We start from the raw sequence: 22,940 nt of genomic DNA on the forward strand, positions 1-22,940 counted from the left end.
CCTACTGCTTGTCGAAGCGGTGCTGGGTCTGGGGGGACTGCTGGGCGTTGCCGGGGGCACCGCCCTCGATGGCCTGCTGCTGCGCCGACGGGCCGCCCGCCAGCTCTGCCTTCATCCGCTGGAGCTCCAGCTCCACGTCCGTACCGCCCGAGAGGCGGTCCAGCTCGGCCTGGATGTCGTCCTTGGAACCGAGGCCGCTCTGGTCGTCGAGGGCGCCGGAGGCCAGCAGCTCGTCGATCGCGCCGGCCCGGGCCTGGAGCTGGGCCGTCTTGTCCTCGGCCCGCTGGATGGCGAGGCCGACGTCGCTCATCTCCTCCGAGATGCCGGAGAAGGACTCCGCGATGCGGGTCTGGGCCTGCGCCGCCGTGTACGTCGCCTTGATGGTCTCCTTCTTCGTACGGAAGGCGTCCACCTTGGCCTGGAGGCGCTGCGCGGCCAGCGTCAGCTTCTCCTCCTCGCCCTGGAGGGTCTGGTGCTGCACCTCCAGGTCGCTGACCTGCTGCTGGAGCGAGGCGCGCCGGGACAGGGCCTCGCGGGCCAGGTCCTCGCGGCCCAGGGCGAGGGCCTTGCGGCCCTGGTCCTCCAGCTTGGCGGACTGGCCCTGGAGCTGGTTGAGCTGCAGCTCAAGGCGCTTGCGGGAGGTCGCCACGTCGGCGACGCCGCGGCGCACCTTCTGCAGCAGCTCCAGCTGCTTCTGGTACGAGTAGTCGAGGGTCTCGCGCGGGTCCTCGGCCCGGTCCAGGGCCTTGTTCGCCTTCGCGCGGAAGATCATCCCCATACGCTTCATGACACCGCTCATGGGCTTCGCGCGCCCCCTTCTAGACGGACTGTGCTCCAGGTCACCGACAGAACCCACAGTACGGGCCCTGTCTCCATTACCGCACTGTTCGTGTACGGATGCGCTCCTCCTCCAGGACGACTCCACCCCCGCCCGTGTCAGGCGTAGGGAGTAGGTGCTCCCCCGACCGGCGCGCCCGCCGTACGAACCTTGCACAGGGAAGACGCCCGCCGTTGCCGGATCGTTCCCCGGCGGAGTGGGGTACCCGGCCGCGACCACGTAGGCTTGGGTTTTGTGTTTGGTAGCCGTTCCTCCAAGGAAGAGAAGGCCGCCGCCACCGACAAGGTGAGCGCCGACCTCTCGCAGCCCCGTGACCCGCAGGCCCCCAAGGGCCGCCCGACGCCGAAGCGTGCTGTGGCCCAGTCGCAGCGCAAGGCCGTCGTGGCCTCGACCGGCAATCGCAAGGAGGATGCAAAGCGCGCCCGCGAGCGCCGTCGCGAAGAGATGGCCAGGCAGCGCGAGGCCCTCGCCAACGGCGACCAGCGCTATCTGCCGGCCCGTGACAAGGGCCCCGTGCGCAAGTTCGTCCGCGACTTCGTGGACTCCCGCTTCTCCGTCGCCGAGATGTTCCTGCCGCTGGCAGTGATCATCCTGGTGCTGAGCATGGTGCGGGTGCCGTCCATCCAGAACATCTCCCTGCTGCTGTGGCTCGCGGTGATCGTCCTGATCGTCCTCGACTCCATCGGCCTCGGCTTCCGGCTGCGCAAGGCTCTCGCCGAGCGCTTCCCCGACGAGCCGCGCCGCGGCGCGGTCGCTTACGGCCTGATGCGCACCCTGCAGATGCGCCGGCTGCGCCTGCCGAAGCCGCAGGTCAAGCGCGGGGAACGGCCCTGACCGGAGGGAAGCCCGGAGCATCGGGGGACGGCTTCGCGGGGGGCGCCAGGCTGTGGCTCGAGGGACTGGGAGGACTGCGCAACGCCGTCCGCCAGGAACTCGTGGGCCGGCAGGTCGACGAACAGATCGCGCACCGCTTCCCGGTCGGGCAGCGGCTGCGCGTCCTCGACGTCGGCATGGGCCAGGGCACCCAGGCGCTGCGTCTCGCCCGCGCCGGGCACAAGGTCACCGGACTCGAGCAGGATCCGGCCATGCTCGCCGTCGCCCAGGAGGCACTGGCGGCCGAGCCCGCCGGGATCCAGGACCGGGTCGAGCTGCTGGAGGGCGACGGCCGCGAGACCGGCGCGCACTTCCTGCCGGGCAGCTTCGACGTGGTCCTCTGCCACGGCGTACTGATGTACGTGCCCGAGCCGGACGCGATGCTGGCCGGGCTGGCCCGGATGCTGGCGCCCGGCGGACTGCTGTCCCTGCTGGTGCGCAACGGGGACGCCCTCGCGATGCGGCCCGGGCTGGGCGCCGACTGGTCGGCCGCGCTGGCCGCCTTCGACACCGTCGACTACACGAACCGGCTGGGGCTGGACGTACGGGCCGACCGGCTGGCCGGGCTCACGGCCACGCTGTCCGGGATCGGCGCCCCGCTGTCGGCCTGGTACGGCGTACGCGTCTTCACCGACGGCACCGAGGCCGGCGAGAAGCTCCCCCCGGACGAGGAGCTGGAGCGGCTGCTCGCCGCCGAGGACCGCGCCGGGCGGACCGACCCGTACCGCGGGGTCGCCGCGCTGCTGCACCTGTGCGGCGTACGGGGCTGAGGTCCGCGAGCCCCCCGAGAACCGGCAGAAGCCCGGACCCCGTCCGGGGTCCGGGCTTCTCGCGTCAGCGGCGGCCGCTCAGGCGTCCAGTGCCGCGCGCAGGCTCATCGTGTACAGCTCGGTGCCGTTGTCGTCGGAGAGCTTCACCGTCTCGGTGCCGCCGTCCAGCAGCTCCTTCCACACCTCGCCGATCCACGACTCCGCGTCGCCCTGCGTGGTGAACTCCTCCGGCTCGACCGCCGGGCTCGTCTCGGTGCCGTCGGCCGTCTCGAACCGCCACGTCCACGCCATGTCCGCCTCCGTTGCTCGTCCGCTGCTCGCACGTTCCCGCACGTTTCTCGCCTTGAGTCTGCCCGCAGAGTAGCCGGGCGCGCAGCACTCTCGGGGACGCGGGAGGATCTTCCTGTGGAACTCACTCTGCTCGGCACCGGCACACCCGAAGGACTGCCCCGCCCCGGCTGTCCCTGCGCGGCCTGCGCGGTCTCCGTGGGCCCCCGGGCGCGCACCGCGACGTCCCTGCTCGTCGACGGGGCGCTGCTGCTCGACCTGACCCCCGGGGCGGTGCTGGCCGGCGCCCGCGCGGGGCATTCGCTGGCCGGCGTACGGCAGGTCCTGCTCACCCATCCGCACGACGGACCGCCGGTGGAGCTGCCCCCGGGGCTGCCGGCCGCCGGGCGGGTGCCGGACGGGCGGGAGCTGGCGGTGATCAGCGGGCACCGGGTGCGGGCGGTGCCGATGGACGCGCCGGGTACCGGGTACGAGGTGACCGGCCCCGACGGGAGCCGGCTGCTGTACCTCCCGCCCGGCGGGGCGCCGGCCGGCTGGGGGTCCCCCCGGACGGAGTCTGGGGGAGGCACCGCCGGGCAGCGCCCGTACGACATGGTCCTCGCGGACGTGCTGGGGCGGCCGGAGGCGCTGGCCCGGCTGCGGGCGAGCGGCGCCGCCGGGCCGACGACCGACGTGATCGCGGTGCACCTGGACCACGACGTCCCGCCGGGCCGCGAGCTGGAGCGCCGGTGCGCCGCGGCCGGGGCACGGGCGGTGCCGGACGGGACGACGGTGACCGTCGGCGAGTACCACGCGGTGCCGGAGCTGCCGCGCCGGACGCTGGTGCTCGGCGGGGCCCGCTCGGGGAAGTCCGTCGAGGCGGAGCGGCGCCTGGCCGGGTTCCCGGAGGTGGTGTACGTGGCCACCGGCGGCTCCCGGGACGGCGACGCGGAGTGGGCGGCGCGGGTCGGCCTGCACCGGGAGCGGCGGCCGGCGAGCTGGCGGACGGTGGAGACCTGCGAGCTGGCGCCGCTGCTGGTGCGGGGTGGGCCGCCGCTGCTGATCGACTGTCTGGCGCTGTGGCTGACGGACGCGATGGACCGGGTGGGCGCCTGGGACGACGCCGTCTGGGCGGGGCAGGGGCAGAAGGAGCTGCGGGAGCGGGTGGCGGAGCTGGTGGCCGCGGTGCGCGCAACCCGCCGCACCGTGGTGGCGGTCAGCAACGAGGTGGGCTCGGGGGTCGTTCCCGCGACCGCTTCCGGGCGGCGGTTCCGCGACGAACTGGGGCGCCTGAACAGCCTGGTGGCGGGCGAGTGCGAGCACGTCCTGCTGGTGGTGGCCGGGCAGGCGGTGGTCCTGAAGGAGTGACCGCGCGCACCGCCCGGCGAGGTCGCGGGACGGGGCTTGGGGAGGGCCTTACCCGCTGTACGCTCTGGCAGATGACCACGCTGAATCTCGACGACTTCTCCGATCTGATCGAGCGCCCCGACGGGGGCGTCCGGCGTGACGCCGAGGAACGCCGTGAGCGGCTGGCCGTGCCGGCCGGGGCGCTGGGGCGGCTCGACGAGCTCGCCGAGTGGCTCGCCGCCGCGCAGGGGCGGGTGCCCGTCCGTCCGATCGAGCGGCCCCGCGTCGTGCTGTTCGCCGCCGACCACGGGATCGCCGCCGCGGGGGTGTCCGCCCGGACCCCCGGCGGCGCGCACGAGCTGGTGCGCTCGGTACTCGACGGGAACAGCCCGGTGTCGATCCTCGCCGGGCGCCTCGGCGCCGGCGTACGGATCGTGGACGCCGGTCTGGACTGCGAGCCCGGGCTGCTGCCCGAGGACGTGGTCCGCCACCGGGTGCGCCGCGGCAGCGGGCGCATCGACGTCGAGGACGCGCTCACCCTCGAAGAGGCCGACGCGGCCCTGCGGCTCGGCATGCGGATCGCCGACGAGGAGGCCGACTCCGGCACCGACCTCGTGGTCCTGGGCGACTTGAGCGTCGGTGGAACCACGGTCGCGGCGACGCTCGTCGCGGCCCTGTGCGGAACCGATGCCTCCGTGGTCACCGGGCGCGGCGGCCGGCCCATCGACGACCTGACCTGGATGCGCAAGTGCGCGGCGATCCGCGACGCGCTGCGCCGGGCCCGCCCGGTCCTCGGCGACCAGGTGGCCCTGCTCGCGGCGGTCGGCGGCGCGGACGTGGCCGCGATCACCGGCTTCCTGCTCCAGTCCGCGGTGCGCCGTACGCCGGTCATCCTCGACGGGGTCGTTTCCGCAGCGTGCGGGCTCGTCGCCCAGCGCGCGGCGTTCCGGGCGCCCGACTGGTGGCTGGCCGGGCAGGCCAGCGGCGAGCCGGGCCAGGCGAAGGCCCTGGACCGGATGGCGCTCAACCCCGTGCTCGACCACGGCGTCACAGTGGGAGAGGGAACCGGGGCACTGCTGGCCCTGCCCCTGGTCCAGGCGGCCGCCGCACTCGCGGCGGAACTCCCGGAGCGGGCGGCGCAGGAGCCGCAGGAGTCGCAAGAGCCGTAGGAGCCGCAGGACCGAGCGGCTGGTCGGCGGCGCCCCATATGATCGCGTTTCATGGGAGAGGCCCGCGTGACCAGCGCAGACATCGACCGGACCGCTCAAGCTGCCAAGGCAGCGCAGGGATCCGGCAAGGACACCAGCAGCAGGAAAGAAGAGAGGAAGGACGAAGGGGGCGGCCGGGAGACCGGCCGGGGGTCCGCCCGCTCGCGGCGCAGCGCCGCGTTCGCGGTCTGGTACCTGCGCGCCGTCACCTTCGTCAACTTCCTGAGCGCGGTGTGGCTTTCGCTCGGCCAGGACCTGCGCCGGCACAACACCGCCGACTTCTACACCCCGTACCTGCTCACGGCGGGCTTCGCGTCCGGCCTGTTCTCGCTGCTGCTCGCAGTCACCATGGGCCGCCGTAAGCGGGCCGCCTGGATCCTGAACCTGGTGCTCAGCGGCATGCTGCTGCTGGCCTTCGCCACCGCGGCCTTCGCCCCGTGCACCAGCGGTGACTTCAACCTCTGCTACCCGGAGTTCCGCGACCACACCCAGAACTGGGTCTCCCTCGCCCTGACCGCGGCCTTCGTCGGCGCCCTGCTGCTCGGCCGCCGCGAGTTCTACGCCAAGGGCGACCGCTCCAACCCCAAGCTGGCCACCGCGGTCGGCGCCGTCGGCCTGCTGTTCACCTCGCTGCTGGCCGCGCTGATCGTCGGCGCCGCCAACACCGACCCCGACGCCGCCGAGGCCACGTTCCTGGCCCGCTGGCGGTACGGCGTGATGCGGCTGATCACCCTGGAGCCGAACGCCCGCGACTACGCGGCGATCACCACGCCCGGCTGGGTGGACATCGTGATCAACGTCATGTCCACGCTGCTCCTGATCGCCGTGCTGCTCGCCGCGTTCCGCTCGCGCCGCGCCGTCGACCCCCTCACCGCGCAGGACGAGGAGAAGCTGCGCGCGCTGCTCGCCAAGCAGGGGGACCGCGACTCGCTCGGTTACTTCGCGCTGCGCCGCGAGAAGTCCGTCATCTGGTCCCCGACCGGCAAGGCGGCCGTCACGTACCGCGTCGTCGGCGGCGTCTCGCTGGCCTCCGGCGACCCGATCGGCGACCCCGAGGCCTGGCCCGGCGCCATCGAGCCCTGGCTGGCCGAGGCCCGCGAGCACGGCTGGGTGCCGGCCGTCATGGGCGCGAGCGAGGAAGCCGGGCAGATCTACGCGCGCCACGGACTGGACGCGCTGGAGCTGGGCGACGAAGCCATCGTCGAGACCGACGAGTTCACCCTGGAGGGCCGCGCCATGCGGACCGTCCGGCAGGCCTACAACCGCGTCAAGCGCGCCGGGTACACCGTCCGGATCCGCCGCCACGCCGACATCCCGGCCGACGAGATGGACGTACTGCTCACCCGGGCCGACGACTGGCGCGACGGCGCCACCGAGCGCGGCTTCTCGATGGCACTGGGCCGACTGGGCGACCCCGGCGACGGCCAGTGCGTGATGCTGGAGTGCACCGACGGCAACGGCGATCTGCGCGCCGTCCTGTCCTTCGTGCCGTGGGGCCCCAAGGGGCTGTCGCTGGACCTGATGCGCCGCGACCGCGATTCCGAGAACGGTCTGATGGAGTTCATGGTCATCGAACTCCTCGAACGCTCCAAGGAGATCGGCGTCACACAGGTCTCGCTCAACTTCGCGATGTTCCGTTCCGTCTTCGAGCGGGGGTCCAAGCTCGGCGCGGGTCCGGTGCTGCGCATGTGGCGCTCGCTGCTGAGCTTCTTCTCCCGCTGGTGGCAGATCGAGTCCCTCTACCGGGCCAACGCCAAATACCGGCCGATCTGGGAGCCGCGGTTCATGCTCTTCGAGAAGAGCTCCGACCTGCTGCGGATCGGTATCGCGGCGGGCCGGGCCGAGGGCTTCCTGGAGGCTCCCGGGCTGCCGAAGTGGCTGAACCGCAAACATCTGGAGACCAATCGTTGACGGCTTGGACGACCCCCCCCCTGCGGCGGTTCGCCCGCCGCGAGTGGGGGCCCCTGTTCTGGACCGTCCGGGACGCCCTGGTCCGCGACAAGTGGCGGGCGGCCCCGATGACCCTGGGGGCCGTCTGCCTGACCTCGGTCTTCCAGATCGTCCAGAACACGTCCTGGGGGTTCCAGCCGGTCCAGAACCTCGGATCGGTGAAAGCCGTCGACCCGTTGTGGCTGGCCCTGCTGCGGACCCCGCTGTCCCTGTTCGTCCCCGCCCTCGACCTGCCCGTGTGGGGGGCGCTCGCCCAGATCCTGCTGGTCTTCGGGATCTCGGAGATCTGCATCGGCTGGTGGCGCACGCTGGCCATCGGCTACGTCGCCACCCTCGCCGGGACCACGTACGCGCGGATCGGGCTCTCGCTGGGCCCCGACCACCCCTTCGGCCTGCCCGTGTCGGACCGCGTGGTCAACGACACCGGGCCCTCGGCGGCGGTGGTCGGCCTCGCGATCTACGTGTGCTGGCGGTACCGGGCGTACCTGACCGGCGCGATCGTGATCGTGGCGATGATCGGCGAGGTGCTGGTCAAGGACAACCTGGCCGGCAAGGAGCACCTCGCGGCCATCGCCGCCGTCATGGCGGTGTGCGTGGTCCGCGCGAAGTGGGGACCGGAGCGCTCCCGCGTCCCCCTCGGCCGGCGCCCGCCCCCGACGGCCCCGCTGCCCCCGCAGCGTCCCGGCACCTGACGGGCCCGCCCGTCCCGCCCGGAGCAGGCCGTACCGTATCGGGGTGACGACAGACCTCGGGCCGTTCGCCCCCACCCGGCACTGGATGCGGGCCCATCCGCTCGCCACCGATGCCGTCCTCGCGCTCGGGGCGCTCGTCTCCATGGTCGTCGGCTCCTTCGCCGATCCGCACGGGCCGCACGGGCCCACCTTCGGGACCCAGACCCCCGAACCGCTCTCCCTGCTGCTGATGGTGCTGGGCGCGGCCGCGCTGGTGTTCCGGCGCCGGCACACCCGCACCGTGCTCGCCGTGACCATCGGGCTGTGCCTGCTGGAGCTGGCCACCGGCGAGCCCCGGGCCCCGGTCGCCATGTCCACGGTGATCGCGCTGTACACGCTGGCCTCCCGTACCGACCGGCCCACGACCTGGCGGATCGCCCTGCTCACGATGGCGGGGCTGACGGGCGTGGCCATGCTGGCCGGCCCGCTGCCCTGGTACGCGCAGGAGAACATCGGCATCTTCGCCTGGACCGGGATGGCCGCGGCCGCCGGCGACGCCGTGCGCAGCCGGCGCGCGTTCATCGACGCCATACGGGAGCGGGCCGAACGGGCCGAGCGGACCCGCGAGGAGGAGGCCCGGCGGCGGGTCGCGGAGGAGCGGCTGCGGATCGCCCGGGACCTGCACGACGTGGTGGCCCACCACATCGCCCTGGTCAACGTCCAGGCGGGGGTGGCCGCGCACGTCATGGACAAGCGTCCCGACCAGGCCAAGGAGGCCCTGGCCCACGTACGGGACGCGAGCCGCTCGGCGCTGAACGAGCTGCGGGCCACCGTCGGGCTGCTGCGGCAGTCCGGCGACCCGGAGGCGCCGACCGAACCGGCGCCGGGGCTGGCCGTCCTGGACGAGCTGGTGGACACCTTCCGGCACGCCGGGCTGCCGGTGAAGGTGATGGTCGAACTGGGCCGGGACCGGGATCCGCTGCCGGCCGCCGTGGACCTGGCGGCGTACCGGGTGATCCAGGAGGCGCTGACCAACGTGCGCAAGCACGCCGGACCGGATGTCCGGGCCGAGGTCAGCGTGGTCCGGGTGGACGCCTCGGTGGAGGTGACCGTGCTGGACGACGGCGGCACCGCCGCGGCCGGGGAGGACGACGGCGAGGGCGGCGGCCACGGGCTGCTCGGCATGCGCGAGCGGGCCACGGCCCTGGGCGGCTCCTGCTTCGCCGGACCCCGGTTCGGCGGCGGCTACCGGGTGCACGCCGTGCTCCCCGTCACCTAGCGGGTCCTTCAGCGCTCGGGCGGGCAGAACTGCCGCCAGGCGCCCAGTTCGTACTTCTTCTGCAGCGAGCTGAGCTTCAGCTCCTGCGACTGCCCGCACCACTGGCCGATCCGGCCCTCGTACTCCACGTGGAAGACGGCCTTGCCCGCCTCGATGAACGGGGTGAGCCGCTCGCACTCCTCGTACTCGGCGCACTGCTCGTTGACGGCGAAATCGAAGTCCCCCACCAGCTGCGGGATCTGGTCGAGGTCGTTCTTCAGCCCGACCGCCAGTCCCCGGTCGTGCGCCAGCTTCGCGATCAGCCGGTTGTACGCCAGCTGGTCCTCGGCGGTGAGCGGGAAGCCCGACGTGTTGCGGTAGCCGTCCATGTTGTCCGGCTCGACCGCGTCGAAGCCCTTCTCCCGGCACATGTCGAACCGCTTCGCCATCAGCGGCTCCAGCTCGGCGAGCCTCCGGATGTCCAGCCAGCGCTCGCCCTCCCAGCCGTTGCCCTCGCCGAGCAGCGCCTTCGGGAAGGCCTCGGCGTCGGGACGGAACTCCTCCCAGGCGCCGGTGGACAGGTAGCAGACGGTCCGCCGGCCGGCCTTCTTCAGTCCGTCGACCTGCTCCTTGGTGGTGGTGAACCCGTCGACGTCGTACACCGCCGCCTTCACCGAGGTGTCCAGCGTCCCGGTCAGCTGCCACTGCCAGCTCACCGCCGGTTTCGGCTGCCAGCGCTCCCCCGGCGCCGGGGCGGGCGACACGTCGTCCGGCTCCTCCTGACCCTGGGTGGTACAGGCGGCGAGCAGGAGCAGCAGGGCGAGCGGCAGGACGCGGCCGCGCCCCACCGCGCCGCGCGGCGAGCGGCTCATCCGGCGGCCTCCAGGGCGTACGGGAGGGTTCCCCACGGGTGCGCGCCGGTCCCGGGGACCGCGCAGTGCACCCCGGCCCCCCGCTGCCTCGCGAGCTCGGCGGCGGGTGCGCCCGGCGGGACCGCGTACACGAGGTGGCAGAACCGCTGGGCGGGGTGGTCGGCCGTCCAGGGCGGCACCGACGCGTCCCGGTAGGCGTCCCAGGGTCCCTCGAAAGTGACCAGCAGATCGGCGAGTTCGGCGTAGTCGGGGTGCGGGTGGACCCCGTGGTTGAGGACGAGGGTACGGGCGCCCGCGGCCCGGGCGGCGATGCCGAGCCGTCCGTAGTGCGAGAGCAGCGCCGGATCGGCGGAGGCCTGGTCGAGGAAGGCCCCGTCGGCGCCGTACCAGTCGCGGTGGCGCAGCAGGTCCTGCACCACGGCGGAGTGCGGGCGCCGCCCGTAGTCGGTGTCGGTGTACCCGAGGACGGGCACCCCGGCGTCGCGCAGCCGCTGCGCCACGGCGGCGAACCGCTCGTCGGGGGCCTCGCCCGGCCCGCTGGCGGGGTTGAGGACCACCGAGTGCAGCCGGCCGGCGGAGCGGATGAGCCGCTCCCAGTCCTCGGGCCGGTCGGCGGGATGCTCGTAGAGGGGCACCAGCAGCATCAGGACCTTCTTCTTGTACGGGGTCACGTTGTACCAAGTCACGTTGTACGAGGACGTTTTACGGGATCAGCGGGATCGGCGGGATCGGCGGGATCGGCGGGATCGGCGGTGGCATCAGCGGTGGCATCAGCGGTGGGCCGTCGCGCGGCCCAGCAGCAGGCAGACGAGCGCACCCAGCACGGCCGCGGCCGCGCCCGCCACCACCAGTTGGACCAGCCGCGGCTGCCCCAGCCCCAGCAGCAGCGCCAGGCTCTGGGCGAGCGCCGCCGAGGCGCAGACCGCGGCCGCGGGCCGGACCGCCCCGAAGGACTGGAGCAGCAGCCCGGTCCACATGACGGCGCCGAGCAGCAGCAGGGTCGCGGCCCGGACCCCGGTCAGGCCGGGGGCCCCCGGCCAGAGCAGGGTTCCGGCCAGCCCGAGGGCCAGCAGCACCGCCAGGTACGCGGCGAGGCAGCGGCCCAGCGTGCCGAGCATCCGCAGCCAGAACTGCCGGGGCGAGCGGGCCGCCCGCAGCCCGGCCAGGCTCCCGCTGCGGAACCGGTGCAGCAGCCATTCGGCGGGCCCCATGCTGAGGGTGAGCGCCACCGCCGAGGGGGCGGCGACGGCCTCGGCGGGACCCCCGGCGAGCACCTCCCCCAGGGCGGCGTACAGCACCAGCAGGCCGGTGCCGAGGCCGAACATCCCGTACGGCACGGAGTCCCCGATCCGGGGTCCGCGCGGGCCGTACTCCTCCTCGGCGCCCCGCAGCATCCGCCATCGCACCGGGCCCTCCCCGGGCCGGTGGCCGGCCCGGTCCCGGATCCGGCGCACACCGGCCCGTACGCCCTCGGCCACCGGCAACTCCCGAACGGCGAGGGTGCAGGCAGCCAGCAGGGACGCGACGAGCAGGCCCACCCGTACGGGCACGGGCAGGTCGGTGAAGAGCGCGAGCAGCGCACCCGCGGCCATCGGGCCGAGCGCGGCGAGCAGCACCCGCTCCCGGCCGAGGACCAGCAGGACGGTGGCGGCGCCGACGTACAGGGCCTGCCCGGCGGCGAACGCGTAACTGAACGGCGGCCCGCCGGGCACCGTCAGCGCGGCGGCGATGCCGAGCAGGGCGCCGACGGGGGCCCCGACGAGCAGGGTCCGCCCGGCGGCGGCCCGGTCGCCGAGGCCCAGCCAGGTGTAGGCGCGGTGGGACAGGGTCTGGTCCCACACCCAGCCGATGAGTGCCCCGGCGAGCAGGGTCAGCGTCCCGGCGGGGAGCCCGAGCCGGTCCTTGGGGCCCTCCAGCAGGGGGGCGCCGAGGACGTAGGCGAGGCCGGGCAGCGCGAAGACGAACCCGCGCAGCAGGCAGGCGGTGAGGGAGACCTTCCAGGGGTCGGGGACGTGTGCGGGCTCCGGGAAGGCACGGGGCACGCGCTCGTAGAGCTCCTCGGCGAGGCCGAAGGAGTCGTGGCGCCCGTAGGTGAGCCGGATGTGCTCGTCGGTCATCCCGTCGGATTCGAGGACGGCGGCGATCTCGTCCGGGTGGACGGCCGCCGCGATCAACCCGTCGAGGCGTTCGGCGAGTCGGTCCATGGGGTCGCCGGCCGGGCCGGGGTCCCCCGGCCCGGTGTGCCGGGGCCGGGGGATGGCGGGGAGGGTGTCGCCGCCGGGGACGCGCAGCCAGAGGGATCCGCTCACCACAGGCTCCCGTCGGCGGCGAGTTCGCGGTACCAGGGGTCGGCGAGCCGCTGCGTCCAGTCGTCGCCCGCGCGGACGGGCAGGACGGGCTGGCCTGCGAGTTCGCGGTAGATGTGCCGGAAGCCGTCCACGGACTGGTGGAGCGTGAACTTCTCGACGACCCGTTTGCGGGAGCGGCGGCCCAGTTCGGCCCGGCGTTCGTCGTCGCGGAGCAGGGCGAGGGCGGCGCGGGCCATGGTCTCCGGTTCGCGCGGCGGGACCACGAGCCCGGTGTCGCCGACGGCCTCCCGCACCCCGCCGACGTCGGTGGAGACGGTGGTGCGGCCGCAGGACATGGCCTCGATGATGCTGAAGGGGAAGCCCTCGCTGATGCTGGAGAGCATGACGATGCTGCCCGCCGCGTAGGCCTGCGCGACCTGCTCGATGCGGCCCTCGTACGAGATCCCGTCGGCCACGCCGAGTTCGGCGCCGAGTTCCTCCAGGCGCAGCTTGTACTCCTCGCAGCCGGCCGGGACCGGGCCGAACAGGCGCAGCCGCAGCGCGGGCAGTTCCTCGCGCATGAACGCGTAGGCCCGGATGAGGGTTTCGAGGTCCTTGATCGGGTCGATGCGCCCGCACCAGCTGAGGGTGGGCACCTCGGGTTCGGGTCCGGCGTCGGGGAAGGCGTACGGGTCGACGCCGTTGTAGACCGTGCGGATGCGGTCGGGGGCGGCGCCGCCGCGCTCCTCCCAGCGGCGGTTGTACTGGTTGCACGGGGTGATGAGGTCGGCCTGCCGGTAGCCCTCGGTGTTGAGCTCCCGGTAGAAGCCGAGCAGCAGGGCCTTGACGGGCCAGCGCTGCTCGGCGGTGCGGTAGCCGAGGTAGCGCTCGCGCAGGTAGATGCCGTGCTCGGTGAGGAGGAAGGGCACCTTGTCGAGGTACTTGGCGGCGAGGGCCGGGAGGGTGGCGAGCCCGCTGCTGACCGCGTGCGCGACGCTGTCGGGCGGGATCCGTACGGACAGCGGCCGCAGCGCGTGCTCGATCAGGTCGGTGGCGGTGAGCGCGTCGTGGATGGTGGGCTCCGCGGCGGCGGTGGGGACGCCGGGGCGGGTCCACACGGCCATGAGCAGGCGCAGGACCGATTCGGAGCGCAGGGCCGGGGCGAGGCGGCCGGCCCGGGCCAGGACGGCGAGTTCGTGCAGGGCTTCGGAGAAGCCGCCGTGCGCCGGATCGAGCAGGGAGTGCAGGAAGGTTTCGTAGGTCGCCGTGAACCGGCGGTGCGCCTTGCCCCGCAGGGCGGAGCGGCGGCCGCGGCCGGGCACCGGTCCCCAGAGCGGGACGGCGGTGTGCCGGTAGACGTTGCGGGGCAGCTCCCACGTGACCGGCTCGCGTCCGGAGCCGGTCAGGGCTATGACGTTGAAGTCGACCTCCGGCATCCCGCGGACCAGCTGGTCGCACCAGGTGCTGACTCCCCCGTGGACGTGCGGATAGGTGCCTTCGGTGAGCATGGTGACGTGACGCCCATGACTCATGTGCTGTGTCCCCCCAGGACGGAAAAGGGGCCGGCGCCCGTGTGCGGAGCGCCGGCGCTGGGTGGTACCCGGTGGCGAAGCCGGACAGTGGTCAGCCGGGCAGTGGTCAGCTGGGCAGCTTGAGGGTGACCGCGCTCTGCAGCAGCTCGGGCGAGGTCCACGCCGAGCGGCTGCCCGCGTAGGCGGTGCCGAAGTCGGCGGCGCCCAGCAGGAGCTGCTTCTTGGTGCCGGTGGGCGCGGTCACCGGGGCGACGACTCCGGAGGGCGCCTTGACGGTGACGTCCTTGCCGATGCGGTAGGCGGTCACCTGGTTGTTGGCGATGGCCTTGTCCCAGGCGGCCCGGCGGCTGAGCTCGACCCCGGTGTCCTTCATGCTCTGGTTCACGATCGGGGCGCTGGGCGCGTAGAGCGCGCGGTAGGTGTCGAGGACCTGGTTGAGCACCGGGTAGAGGGTGCGGTCCTCGGCCAGGTTGGACTGGTGGACGTAGTGCGGACGCGGGTCGTTGGCCAGGACGTGGCGCAGGGCGGTCCGTGCCTCGGCGGGGACGATGTAGTCCAGGTAGCCGGTGCTGGTGTTGAGGGGGGCCGGGAGGCAGGTGGAGGTGGCGGGGTTGTCCTCGCAGACCCCGCTGCCGCCGGCGGCGCGGCTGGTGTAGATCCAGTTGTACTCGTCGGCCATCTCCGCGTTGGTGCCCGTGTTGTAGTACACGTTCATCGGGTAGCGGGGGACGGTCAGGGCGGCGCCGACCGCGCGCTGCGCGGGTTCGCGCGAGCTGTCGCTGCCCGCCCACTTGACCCCGTTGTCGGCGAGGGCGCCCGCCAGGTTGGGGTTGTCCTGGGCCTGCTGCGGCAGGGTCTTCAGGCCGGAGTGCTCGCCGGTGACGAGCTCGCTGCGGTCGGTGGTGATGCCCTTGGCGGCGGCCCAGTTGTTGTTGTCGCGGATCTGGGCGGAGATGTCGGCCCGGCTCATCCAGTTGATGGCGCCCGCGGCGTTCTTCGTACAGGTCCACGGGATGGTGGCGGTGTCCTGGACGCAGCCGAGGAAGGGGTGCGTGTACGTGTGGTTCATCCAGCGGTACTTGGCCCGGTCGGCGACCAGCTGCGCGGTGAGGGCGTCGGTGCCGCCGTTCTCGGTCTTCCACTCCTCGCCGGCGCCGGCGTTGAAGAGGAGGTCGAGCGTGAAGTTCTTGCTCGTCTGCCACTGCGCCGCGTACTGGGCGTCGGCGGCGGTCATCCGGATGGTGCTCTCCTTGCCCTCCCCGCCCGCGCAGGCGTAGTCGCCGGGCGTGCAGTTGAGCTCCTTGCTCCACCGGGCGTCCGGGGCGAAGACGTCGTCGACGTGGACCGCGAAGTAGTTGCGTTCCTGGCCGAGGTGGACCCCCTGGGTGAGCCAGTCGACGATGCCGCGGGCCAGCAGCCGGAACTGCTGCTGGTACTGGTTGTAGCCGAAGGTGACGACCAGTTCGCTGCGCCCGTCGTGCGCGTACTCGCCGACGAGCGAGGCCCGGCCGCCGGCGACGGGCGCGTCGAGGTAGCTGGTGTAGCCGGCCCGCGGCTTGCCCATGAAGCCGTAGCTCTCGGGGACCAGGGCGGAGTTGTCCTCGAAGGCGACCTGGCCGCCGAGGTAGTTGAAGGGGCCCGCCTTGCCGGCGGCGGTGACGGCGGCCTGCGTGCCGTCGAGCTGCCCGCTGTAGCCGCCGTTGTCGGTGTATTCGAGGCCGACGCCCGGGTGGGCCCAGGTGTACGCGTCGACCTGGCGGATGTTGTACGTCGTCTCGTACGCGCTGAGCGCGGCCATCTCGGCCGAGCCCTCGCCGAACGGGTTCTCGTTCGGCAGCACGACGCCCTGGTACTTGGCGCGCGGCCGGCCGTCGACGGTGTCGCTGAGGAACCCGGCGTTGATGACCGGGCGCCCGGAGCTGCCCAGGAGGACCCTGGTGTACGGGACTCCGGTGTCCCGGAGCTCCGCGGTGATGGCCTCGACCGAGCTGCCGCCGTCGTCGACGACGAGCACCTTCAGGTCGATGCGCGGTGTCACGGCCGCGTGCGCGGTCGCGGCGGGCAGTGCCACGGACATCAGCGCTGCCACCCCCATTGCGGCGGCAGCCCTGTTCATCCGGTTCTTGTTGACCATTTCGGCCTTTCCCCCCGCAGGCATCACTCGACTACGGCCCTATGGCGGTCGGCCGGGCCGAGGAGGCTCTGTGGAAATCATGCAAAGGGACCCCGCGTCCCCTTGCGAGAGTGGGTCGAGTCTCTCCGACCTCGTCAGGTCTAAGGGGCAAACCTGGTGCGGAAACCACGGATGGGTGAATCCCCCGGCGTCTTGATCGAACAACTTGCCAAATCTTCGAGTGCCGTGCGGACCAGCCGGTACGCGTAGGCTCATTTCTGGCGGCCGTCGGGCCGGAATACGATCGCTGCGGATGGCCGGCCACCCACTCGGCCCACAACACAAACGGAAGCGAGACTTCACCACCGTGACTGCTCTGACTCTCAGCACTGCCGGCGCGGCGACGCTGCGCGCCGACGCCCTCGTGGTCGGCGTGGCGAAGGGCCCCAAGGGCCCGGTCGTCGCCGCGGGCGCCGAGGCCGTGGACAAGGCGTACGACGGAAAGCTCGCCGCCGTGCTCGACGCGCTCGGTGCCTCGGGCGCCGAAGGCGAGACCACCAAGCTGCCGGCGCCGGACGGCCTGAAGGTCCCGGTCGTGCTGGCGGTCGGACTCGGCCCCGTCCCCGAGAAGGACGAGTCGTACGACGAGGAGGCCCTGCGCCGCGCCGCCGGCGCCGCCTCCCGTGCGCTGCACGGCACCAAGAAGGCCGCCTTCGCCCTCCCCCTGGAGGACGCCTCGGCCATCACGGCCGTCGCCGAGGGCGCGCTGCTGGGCGCGTACGCCTTCACCGCCTACCAGGGCGGCGAGAAGAAGGCCGGCAAGGGCGCGGAGAAGAACGGCGGCCCGAAGCAGCCGCTCGCCGAGGTCGTCCTGCTGGGCGCCAAGCCGCGTGACAAGGAGCACAAGGCCGCCGTCGAGCGCGCCTCGATCGTCGCGACCGAGGTCAACATCGCCCGCGACCTGATCAACACCCCGCCGAACGACCTCACCCCCGAGGCCTTCGCCGCCGTCGCGTCCGCGACCGCCAAGGAGCACGGGATCAAGGTCCAGGTCCTGGACGAGAAGGCGCTGACCAAGGGCGGCTTCGGCGGCATCATGGGCGTCGGCAAGGGCTCCGAGAACCCGCCGCGCCTGGTGAAGATCGCCTACACCCACCCCGACGCGGAGAAGCACCTCGCCTTCGTCGGCAAGGGCATCACCTACGACTCGGGCGGCATCTCCCTGAAGCCGGCCGGCCACAACGAGACGATGAAGTGCGACATGTCCGGCGCCGCCGCCGTGTTCACCTCCGTCGTGGCCGTCGCCAAGCTGGGCCTCCCGGTCAACGTCACCGGCTGGCTCGCGCTCGCCGAGAACATGCCCTCCGGCTCCGCCACCCGCCCCGGCGACGTGCTGCGCATGTACAGCGGCAAGACCGTCGAGGTCCTGAACACCGACGCCGAGGGCCGCCTGGTCCTGGGCGACGCGCTGACCAAGGCCTCCGAGGAGAACCCGGACGCGATCGTCGACGTCGCCACCCTGACCGGCGCGATGGTGCTGGCCCTGGGCAACCGGACCTTCGGCATCATGGCCAACGACGACGCCTTCCGTACCTCGATCCACGAGATCGCCGAGGAGGTCGGCGAGGCCTCCTGGCCGATGCCGCTCCCCGCCGACCTGCGCAAGGGCATGGACTCCCCCACCGCGGACATCGCGAACATGGGCGAGCGCATGGGCGGCGGCCTGGTGGCCGGCCTCTTCCTCCAGGAGTTCGTGGGCGAGGGCATCACCTGGGCGCACCTCGACATCGCGGGCCCGGCCTTCCACGAGGGCGCCCCGTACGGCTACACCCCCAAGGGCGGCACCGGCTCGGCCGTGCGCACCCTGGTGCGGCTGGCCGAGCGTACGGCCACCGGCGACCTGGGCTGACGCAGCCCCGCAGCGCCGGCTGTGACATGTCTCAAGCCTTGATCGCACTCGATCAAGGCTTGAGGCATGTTCACTGACAACGAAATCCGTAGGTTTCTACGCACTGGTAACCCTTACTTCGGGCAGAACGACCTGCCACATCCTGGGCCCGGCGTCCCGCGTTCCCCCGACAAATGCGAAGATGGGTTCTCGGCAGGACAGGGCCCCCACCACAGGGCCGAACAACTAGCGGCCGATTACCAGCCGCCGCCCGGTCACAGAGGACCGGTGCCCGGCGCACATGCATGGAGGACGTGACGTGGCGAACGACGCCAGCACCGTTTTCGACCTAGTGATCCTCGGCGGTGGCAGTGGCGGTTACGCCGCGGCTCTGCGCGCATCCCAGCTGGGTCTGGACGTTGCCCTGATCGAGAAGAACAAGCTCGGCGGCACCTGCCTGCACAACGGCTGCATCCCCACGAAGGCACTGCTCCACGCGGGCGAGATCGCGGACCAGGCGCGCGAAGCCGCCCAGTTCGGCGTGAAGGCCACCTTCGAGGGCATCGACATCGCGGGCGTGCAGAAGTACAAGGACGAGGTCATCTCGGGCCTGTACAAGGGCCTGCAGGGCCTGGTCGCCTCCCGCAAGGTGACGTACATCGAGGGTGAGGGCCGCCTTTCCTCGCCGACCTCCGTCGACGTGAACGGCCAGCGCATCCAGGGCCGCCACGTCCTGCTGGCGACCGGCTCCGTGCCGAAGTCGCTGCCGGGCCTGCAGATCGACGGCAACCGCATCATCTCCTCGGACCACGCGCTGGTCCTGGACCGCGTCCCCGAGTCGGCGATCGTCCTGGGCGGCGGCGTCATCGGCGTCGAGTTCGCCTCGGCGTGGAAGTCCTTCGGCTCCGACATCACCGTGATCGAGGGCCTCAAGCACCTCGTCCCGGTCGAGGACGAGAACAGCTCGAAGCTGCTGGAGCGGGCCTTCCGCAAGCGCGGCATCAAGTTCAACCTGGGCACCTTCTTCGACAAGGCCGAGTACACCGAGAACGGCGTACGGGTCACCCTCGCGGACGGCAAGACCTTCGAGGCCGAGGTGCTGCTGGTCGCCGTCGGCCGCGGCCCGGTCTCCCAGGGCCTGGGCTACGAGGAGCAGGGCGTCGCGATGGACCGCGGCTACGTCCTGGTCGACGAGTACATGCAGACCAACGTGCCGACGATCTCGGCGGTCGGCGACCTCGTCCCGACCCTGCAGCTCGCGCACGTCGGCTTCGCCGAGGGCATCCTCGTCGCGGAGCGCCTGGCCGGTCTGAAGACCGTCCCGATCGACTACGACGGCGTTCCGCGCGTCACGTACTGCCACCCCGAGGTCGCCTCGGTCGGCATCACCGAGGCCAAGGCCAAGGAGATCTACGGCGCGGACAAGGTCGTGGCCCTGAAGTACAACCTGGCGGGCAACGGCAAGAGCAAGATCCTGAAGACCGCGGGCGAGATCAAGCTCGTCCAGGTCAAGGACGGTGCCGTGGTCGGCGTCCACATGGTCGGTGACCGGATGGGCGAGCAGGTCGGCGAGGCCCAGCTGATCTACAACTGGGAGGCTCTGCCGGCCGAGGTCGCGCAGCTCATCCACGCGCACCCGACCCAGAACGAAGCGCTCGGCGAGGCCCACCTGGCCCTGGCCGGCAAGCCGCTTCACTCCCACGACTAATCCACAGTCACGGGCGCGACGACCACTTCCGCACTTTCGTAAGGAGCAACTGAAACCATGTCGGTTTCCGTAACCCTTCCGGCGCTCGGCGAGAGCGTCACCGAGGGAACTGTCACCCGCTGGCTGAAGGCCGAGGGCGAGCGCGTCGAGGCCGACGAGCCGCTGCTCGAGGTCTCGACCGACAAGGTCGACACCGAGATCCCGTCGCCCGTCTCCGGCATCCTGGCCTCCATCAAGGTCGCCGAGGACGAGACCGTCGAGGTCGGCGCCGAGCTGGCCGTCATCGACGACGGCTCCGGCGCCCCGGCCCCCGCCGAGGCCGAGACGGTCGTGGCCGAGGTTCCGGCCGCCGCTCCGGCTCCGGTCGCCGAGGCCCCCGCGGCTCCGGCCCCGGTCGCCGAGGCTCCGGCCGCCGCTGCGCCCGCCGCCTCCGGCACGGACGTCGTTCTCCCCGCCCTGGGCGAGAGCGTCACCGAGGGCACCGTCACCCGCTGGCTGAAGCAGGTCGGCGAGTCCGTCGAGGCCGACGAGCCGCTGCTCGAGGTCTCCACGGACAAGGTCGACACCGAGATCCCCGCGCCGGTCTCCGGCACCCTGCTGGAGATCCGGATCAACGAGGACGAGACCGCCGAGGTCGGCACCGTCCTGGCCGTCATCGGCGCCGCCGGTGCCGCTCCGGCCGCCGCCGCTCCGGCCGCCGCCCCGGCCCCGGTCGCGGCTGCCCCGGCCGCCGCCGCTCCGGCTCCGGTCGCCGCCGCTCCGGTCGCCGCCCCGGCTCCGGTCGTGGCCGCCCCGGCCGCTGCCGCTCCGGTCGCCGCTCCGGCTCCGGTCGCCGCTCCGGCCCCCGTGGCCGCTCCGGCTCCGGTCGCCCCGGCTCCGGTCGCCGCCCCCGCCGCCCCGGTCTCCGCCGGTGACGAGGGCGCGTACGTGACCCCGCTGGTGCGCAAGCTCGCCTCGGAGTCCGGCGTCAACCTGGCCTCGGTCTCGGGCACCGGCGTCGGTGGCCGTATCCGCAAGCAGGACGTCCTGGCCGCCGCCGAGGCCGCCAAGGCCGCCGCTGCCGCCCCGGCTCCGGCCGCCGCCCCGGCCGCCAAGGCTCCGGCCGCCGCGGTCTCGGAGCTGCGCGGTCAGACCGTCAAGATGACCCGCATGCGCAAGGTCATCGGCGACAACATGATGAAGGCGCTGCACTCGCAGGCTCAGCTCAGCTCCGTGGTCGAGGTGGACATCACCAAGATCATGAAGCTGCGCGAGCAGGCCAAGGGCTCCTTCCTGGCCCGCGAGGGCGTCAAGCTCTCGCCGATGCCGTTCTTCGTCAAGGCCGCGGCCCAGGCGCTGAAGGCCCACGCGGTCGTCAACGCCCGGATCAACGACGACGAGGGCACCATCACCTACTTCGACTCGGAGAACATCGGCATCGCCGTGGACTCCGAGAAGGGCCTGATGACCCCGGTCATCAAGGGTGCCGGTGACCTCAACCTGGCGGGCATCTCCAAGGCCACGGCCGACCTGGCCGCCAAGGTCCGCGGCAACAAGATCACGCCGGACGAGCTGTCGGGCGCGACCTTCACCATCAGCAACACCGGCTCGCGCGGTGCGCTGTTCGACACCGTGATCGTGCCCCCGAACCAGGTCGCCATCCTGGGCATCGGTGCCACGGTCAAGCGCCCCATGGTCATCGAGACCCCCGAGGGCACCGTCATCGGCGTCCGCGACATGACGTACCTGACCCTGTCCTACGACCACCGCCTGGTGGACGGCGCGGACGCGGCCCGGTACCTCTCGGCCGTCAAGGCGATCCTCGAGGCCGGCGAGTTCGAGGTCGAGCTCGGCCTGTAAGGCTCACGCCGCCTCGGCAGCGACGCGTACGGCGCCCCCGCCCGGAACCACTTCGGGCGGGGGCGCCGTCGTCATATCCTGGTGGGTCCATGTGTGACATCTCGGGGGGCTGCGAATGGCACGGGCACAGGTGACGGATCTCGTCGTGGTACTGCCGGGGATCCTGGGCAGCCGGCTGGCGGACGCCGACGGCAGAGCGGTCTGGGACCTGTCCGGCCCGGCCCTGTTACGCGGCCTGCGCGGCTTCGGCCGCTCCGTGGACGCCCTGCGCCTCCCGAAGGACATCGGCGACGGTGACCCTGGCGACGGGGTCGTCCCCGTGGGCCTGATGCCCGATCTGCACGCCCTGCCGGGCATCTGGCACCCGGTGGACGGCTACACGGACCTGCTGCGCTGGCTGGAACGCCATTTCACCCTGTCCGTGTCGGACAACCTCCTCACGTTCCCGTACGACTGGCGGCTGTCCTGCCGTCACAGCGCGGAGCGGCTGAAGGGCCGGATCGACCTGGAGCTGGAGCGCTGGCGGGCCTCGGCCCCCGAGCGCCGCGAGGCCCGGGTGGTCTTCCTCTGCCACGGGATGGGCGGGCTCGTGGCCCGGCACTACGTGGAACGCCTCGGCGGGCACGGGATCACCCGCCGCGTGATCACCCTGGGCACCCCGCACCGGGGCTCCGTACGGGCCCTGGCCGACCTGGTGGAGGGCGAGCGCACCGCGGATCCCGACCTCGGCCCCTTCGCCCGCAGCCTGCCCTCCCTGCACCAGCTGGCCCCCGACTACGCCTGCGTGGAGGGCCCGGACGGGCTCGCGCACCTGCGCGACCTGCCGGGGCTGCCGGGCGTGGACGAGGCGCTGCTCGCGGACGCGGCCCGCTTCCACGCCGACCTGCGCGGCGCCCCGCCGCGGGCCGATCTGTACGCGATCGCCGGCACGGGCCAGCCCACGGCGACGACCGCGCGGTACGCCGGGGACCGCCTGACCCTGATCCCGGGGCCCGACGGCGACGGCACGGTCCCCCGCCTCGGCGGGGCCGCCGGGCCCGGCACCCCGTACGAGCCGTGCACCCCGTACGAGCAGCACGGCTCGCTCCAGAACAACCGGGCCGTACGGGAGGCCCTGCGCGGCCTCCTGGGCGACGGGCCCCCGCTCCCCGGGTCCGCGGACGGCACGGACCGTACGGACGGCGCGGTCCGTACGGACGGCGCGCACGGCCCGGACGGCGCGGACCGTACGCACGGCGCGGACCCGGCCGCCCGGCTGGGGGTGCGGTTGCTGCCCGTACTGCCCGCGGGGGTCCCGTACGAGGTCACGGTCACGGCCCCCGACGACGCGCGGCTGCTCATGGCGGAGCTCCGCCCGGCCGACGGCGGCCGTCCGGTGGCCCGCGCCCTGCGGAGCCTGGGCGGCGGCCGCTACGGCGTCGCGTTCCCGCCGCCCGAACCGGGCGCGTACCGGCTGTCGGTGGGTCCGGTGACGGCCCTGAGCGTGATCCGGCGCAGCGCCTTGTAACCAGCCTCACC

The 22,940-nt window shown here is 72.9% G+C and carries 18 protein-coding genes; 11 read left to right on the forward strand and 7 right to left on the reverse strand.

Annotated features, from left to right (window positions below):
- Position 1: 1 nt before the first annotated feature.
- Complete coding sequence (locus tag ADK52_RS29785; RefSeq protein ID WP_078988699.1) at positions 2-799, reverse strand: PspA/IM30 family protein; 798 nt, start codon at positions 797-799, stop codon at positions 2-4.
- A 264-nt stretch (positions 800-1,063) separates the two neighbouring features.
- Between ADK52_RS29785 and ADK52_RS29790 the strand changes: the two genes are divergently transcribed.
- Both ADK52_RS29790 and ADK52_RS29795 read left to right on the forward strand, forming a co-directional pair.
- Positions 1,064-1,672, forward strand: a complete 609-nt coding sequence (locus ADK52_RS29790; RefSeq protein ID WP_107090207.1) for a DUF3043 domain-containing protein — start codon at positions 1,064-1,066, stop codon at positions 1,670-1,672.
- A 50-nt stretch (positions 1,673-1,722) separates the two neighbouring features.
- The gene (locus ADK52_RS29795) at positions 1,723-2,481 is read left to right on the forward strand and encodes a class I SAM-dependent methyltransferase (RefSeq protein WP_078988707.1); all 759 of its coding nucleotides are present in this window, start codon (positions 1,723-1,725) and stop codon (positions 2,479-2,481) included.
- 78 nt (positions 2,482-2,559) lie between these two features.
- Here the strand turns inward: ADK52_RS29795 and ADK52_RS29800 are convergent, their stop codons facing one another.
- The gene (locus tag ADK52_RS29800) at positions 2,560-2,772 is read right to left on the reverse strand and encodes a hypothetical protein (RefSeq protein ID WP_053692955.1); all 213 of its coding nucleotides are present in this window, start codon (positions 2,770-2,772) and stop codon (positions 2,560-2,562) included.
- 114 nt (positions 2,773-2,886) lie between these two features.
- Here ADK52_RS29800 and ADK52_RS29805 point away from each other — a divergent pair, with 114 nt between their 5' ends.
- The 5 genes from ADK52_RS29805 to ADK52_RS29825 all read left to right on the forward strand — a co-directional run bounded on the left by ADK52_RS29805 (position 2,887) and on the right by ADK52_RS29825 (position 9,203).
- A complete protein-coding gene (locus ADK52_RS29805) occupies positions 2,887-4,116 on the forward strand; it encodes a bifunctional adenosylcobinamide kinase/adenosylcobinamide-phosphate guanylyltransferase (RefSeq protein ID WP_053692956.1) in 1,230 nt (409 codons plus the stop codon).
- A gap of 71 nt (positions 4,117-4,187) precedes the next feature.
- Complete coding sequence (gene cobT, locus ADK52_RS29810; protein WP_053692957.1) at positions 4,188-5,264, forward strand: nicotinate-nucleotide--dimethylbenzimidazole phosphoribosyltransferase; 1,077 nt, start codon at positions 4,188-4,190, stop codon at positions 5,262-5,264.
- A gap of 234 nt (positions 5,265-5,498) precedes the next feature.
- On the forward strand, positions 5,499-7,214 hold the full coding sequence (locus ADK52_RS29815; RefSeq protein ID WP_420714955.1) for a phosphatidylglycerol lysyltransferase domain-containing protein: 1,716 nt from the start codon (positions 5,499-5,501) through the stop codon (positions 7,212-7,214).
- Positions 7,211-7,945, forward strand: coding sequence for a hypothetical protein (locus tag ADK52_RS42595; RefSeq protein WP_053692959.1), 735 nt, complete (start codon positions 7,211-7,213; stop codon positions 7,943-7,945). Before ADK52_RS29815 ends, ADK52_RS42595 begins: the two co-directional genes overlap by 4 nt.
- An 85-nt stretch (positions 7,946-8,030) precedes the next feature.
- A complete protein-coding gene (locus ADK52_RS29825; protein ID WP_078988708.1) occupies positions 8,031-9,203 on the forward strand; it encodes a sensor histidine kinase in 1,173 nt (390 codons plus the stop codon).
- A gap of 8 nt (positions 9,204-9,211) precedes the next feature.
- On the opposite strand, the gene ADK52_RS29830 is transcribed toward ADK52_RS29825, so the two are convergent.
- From ADK52_RS29830 to ADK52_RS29850, 5 genes are all read right to left on the reverse strand, one after another.
- Entirely contained in the window at positions 9,212-10,054 is an 843-nt protein-coding gene (locus ADK52_RS29830; protein ID WP_053692961.1) for an endo alpha-1,4 polygalactosaminidase, read from the reverse strand.
- Positions 10,051-10,698, reverse strand: coding sequence for a spherulation-specific family 4 protein (locus ADK52_RS29835; protein ID WP_053693023.1), 648 nt, complete (start codon positions 10,696-10,698; stop codon positions 10,051-10,053). Before ADK52_RS29835 ends, ADK52_RS29830 begins: the two co-directional genes overlap by 4 nt.
- Before the next feature lie 126 nt (positions 10,699-10,824).
- Positions 10,825-12,363: a hypothetical protein gene (locus tag ADK52_RS29840; RefSeq protein WP_053692962.1), complete on the reverse strand. Its 1,539-nt coding sequence runs from the start codon at positions 12,361-12,363 to the stop codon at positions 10,825-10,827.
- Positions 12,360-13,874, reverse strand: a complete 1,515-nt coding sequence (gene pelF, locus ADK52_RS29845) for a GT4 family glycosyltransferase PelF (protein WP_053692963.1) — start codon at positions 13,872-13,874, stop codon at positions 12,360-12,362. Before pelF ends, ADK52_RS29840 begins: the two co-directional genes overlap by 4 nt.
- 106 nt (positions 13,875-13,980) lie before the next feature.
- Positions 13,981-16,008 (reverse strand): hypothetical protein, encoded by a 2,028-nt coding sequence (locus ADK52_RS29850; RefSeq protein WP_053692964.1) that lies wholly within the window; start codon positions 16,006-16,008, stop codon positions 13,981-13,983.
- A gap of 346 nt (positions 16,009-16,354) precedes the next feature.
- Between ADK52_RS29850 and ADK52_RS29855 the strand changes: the two genes are divergently transcribed.
- The 4 genes from ADK52_RS29855 to ADK52_RS29870 all read left to right on the forward strand — a co-directional run bounded on the left by ADK52_RS29855 (position 16,355) and on the right by ADK52_RS29870 (position 22,929).
- Entirely contained in the window at positions 16,355-17,896 is a 1,542-nt protein-coding gene (locus ADK52_RS29855; protein WP_053692965.1) for a leucyl aminopeptidase, read from the forward strand.
- Between the two features lie 298 nt (positions 17,897-18,194).
- Positions 18,195-19,583: a dihydrolipoyl dehydrogenase gene (gene lpdA, locus ADK52_RS29860; protein ID WP_030863427.1), complete on the forward strand. Its 1,389-nt coding sequence runs from the start codon at positions 18,195-18,197 to the stop codon at positions 19,581-19,583.
- A gap of 57 nt (positions 19,584-19,640) precedes the next feature.
- Positions 19,641-21,422 carry a 2-oxoglutarate dehydrogenase, E2 component, dihydrolipoamide succinyltransferase gene (sucB, locus tag ADK52_RS29865; protein ID WP_053692966.1) on the forward strand — a complete coding sequence of 594 codons (1,782 nt, stop codon included), beginning with the start codon at positions 19,641-19,643 and terminating at the stop codon, positions 21,420-21,422.
- A 115-nt stretch (positions 21,423-21,537) separates the two neighbouring features.
- A complete protein-coding gene (locus ADK52_RS29870) occupies positions 21,538-22,929 on the forward strand; it encodes a lipase family alpha/beta hydrolase (RefSeq protein ID WP_053692967.1) in 1,392 nt (463 codons plus the stop codon).
- Positions 22,930-22,940 lie beyond the last annotated feature (11 nt).

This window comes from Streptomyces sp. WM6372 (genome assembly GCF_001279655.1).
In the GTDB taxonomy this organism is placed as follows: domain Bacteria; phylum Actinomycetota; class Actinomycetes; order Streptomycetales; family Streptomycetaceae; genus Streptomyces.

What these genes read in the sequence shown, in the direction of transcription:
- ADK52_RS29835 (WP_053693023.1), bottom strand. Translation starts at nt 10,698, where the DNA reads ATGCTGCTGGTGCCCCTCTACGAGCATCCCGCCGACCGGCCCGAGGAC.
- ADK52_RS29825 (WP_078988708.1), top strand. Translation starts at nt 8,031, where the DNA reads ATGCGGGCCCATCCGCTCGCCACCGATGCCGTCCTCGCGCTCGGGGCG.
- ADK52_RS29800 (WP_053692955.1), bottom strand. Translation starts at nt 2,772, where the DNA reads ATGGCGTGGACGTGGCGGTTCGAGACGGCCGACGGCACCGAGACGAGC.
- ADK52_RS29830 (WP_053692961.1), bottom strand. Translation starts at nt 10,054, where the DNA reads ATGAGCCGCTCGCCGCGCGGCGCGGTGGGGCGCGGCCGCGTCCTGCCG.
- ADK52_RS29850 (WP_053692964.1), bottom strand. Translation starts at nt 16,008, where the DNA reads ATGGTCAACAAGAACCGGATGAACAGGGCTGCCGCCGCAATGGGGGTG.
- sucB (WP_053692966.1), top strand. Translation starts at nt 19,641, where the DNA reads ATGTCGGTTTCCGTAACCCTTCCGGCGCTCGGCGAGAGCGTCACCGAG.
- ADK52_RS29870 (WP_053692967.1), top strand. Translation starts at nt 21,538, where the DNA reads ATGGCACGGGCACAGGTGACGGATCTCGTCGTGGTACTGCCGGGGATC.
- ADK52_RS29785 (WP_078988699.1), bottom strand. Translation starts at nt 799, where the DNA reads ATGAGCGGTGTCATGAAGCGTATGGGGATGATCTTCCGCGCGAAGGCG.
- pelF (WP_053692963.1), bottom strand. Translation starts at nt 13,874, where the DNA reads ATGAGTCATGGGCGTCACGTCACCATGCTCACCGAAGGCACCTATCCG.
- cobT (WP_053692957.1), top strand. Translation starts at nt 4,188, where the DNA reads ATGACCACGCTGAATCTCGACGACTTCTCCGATCTGATCGAGCGCCCC.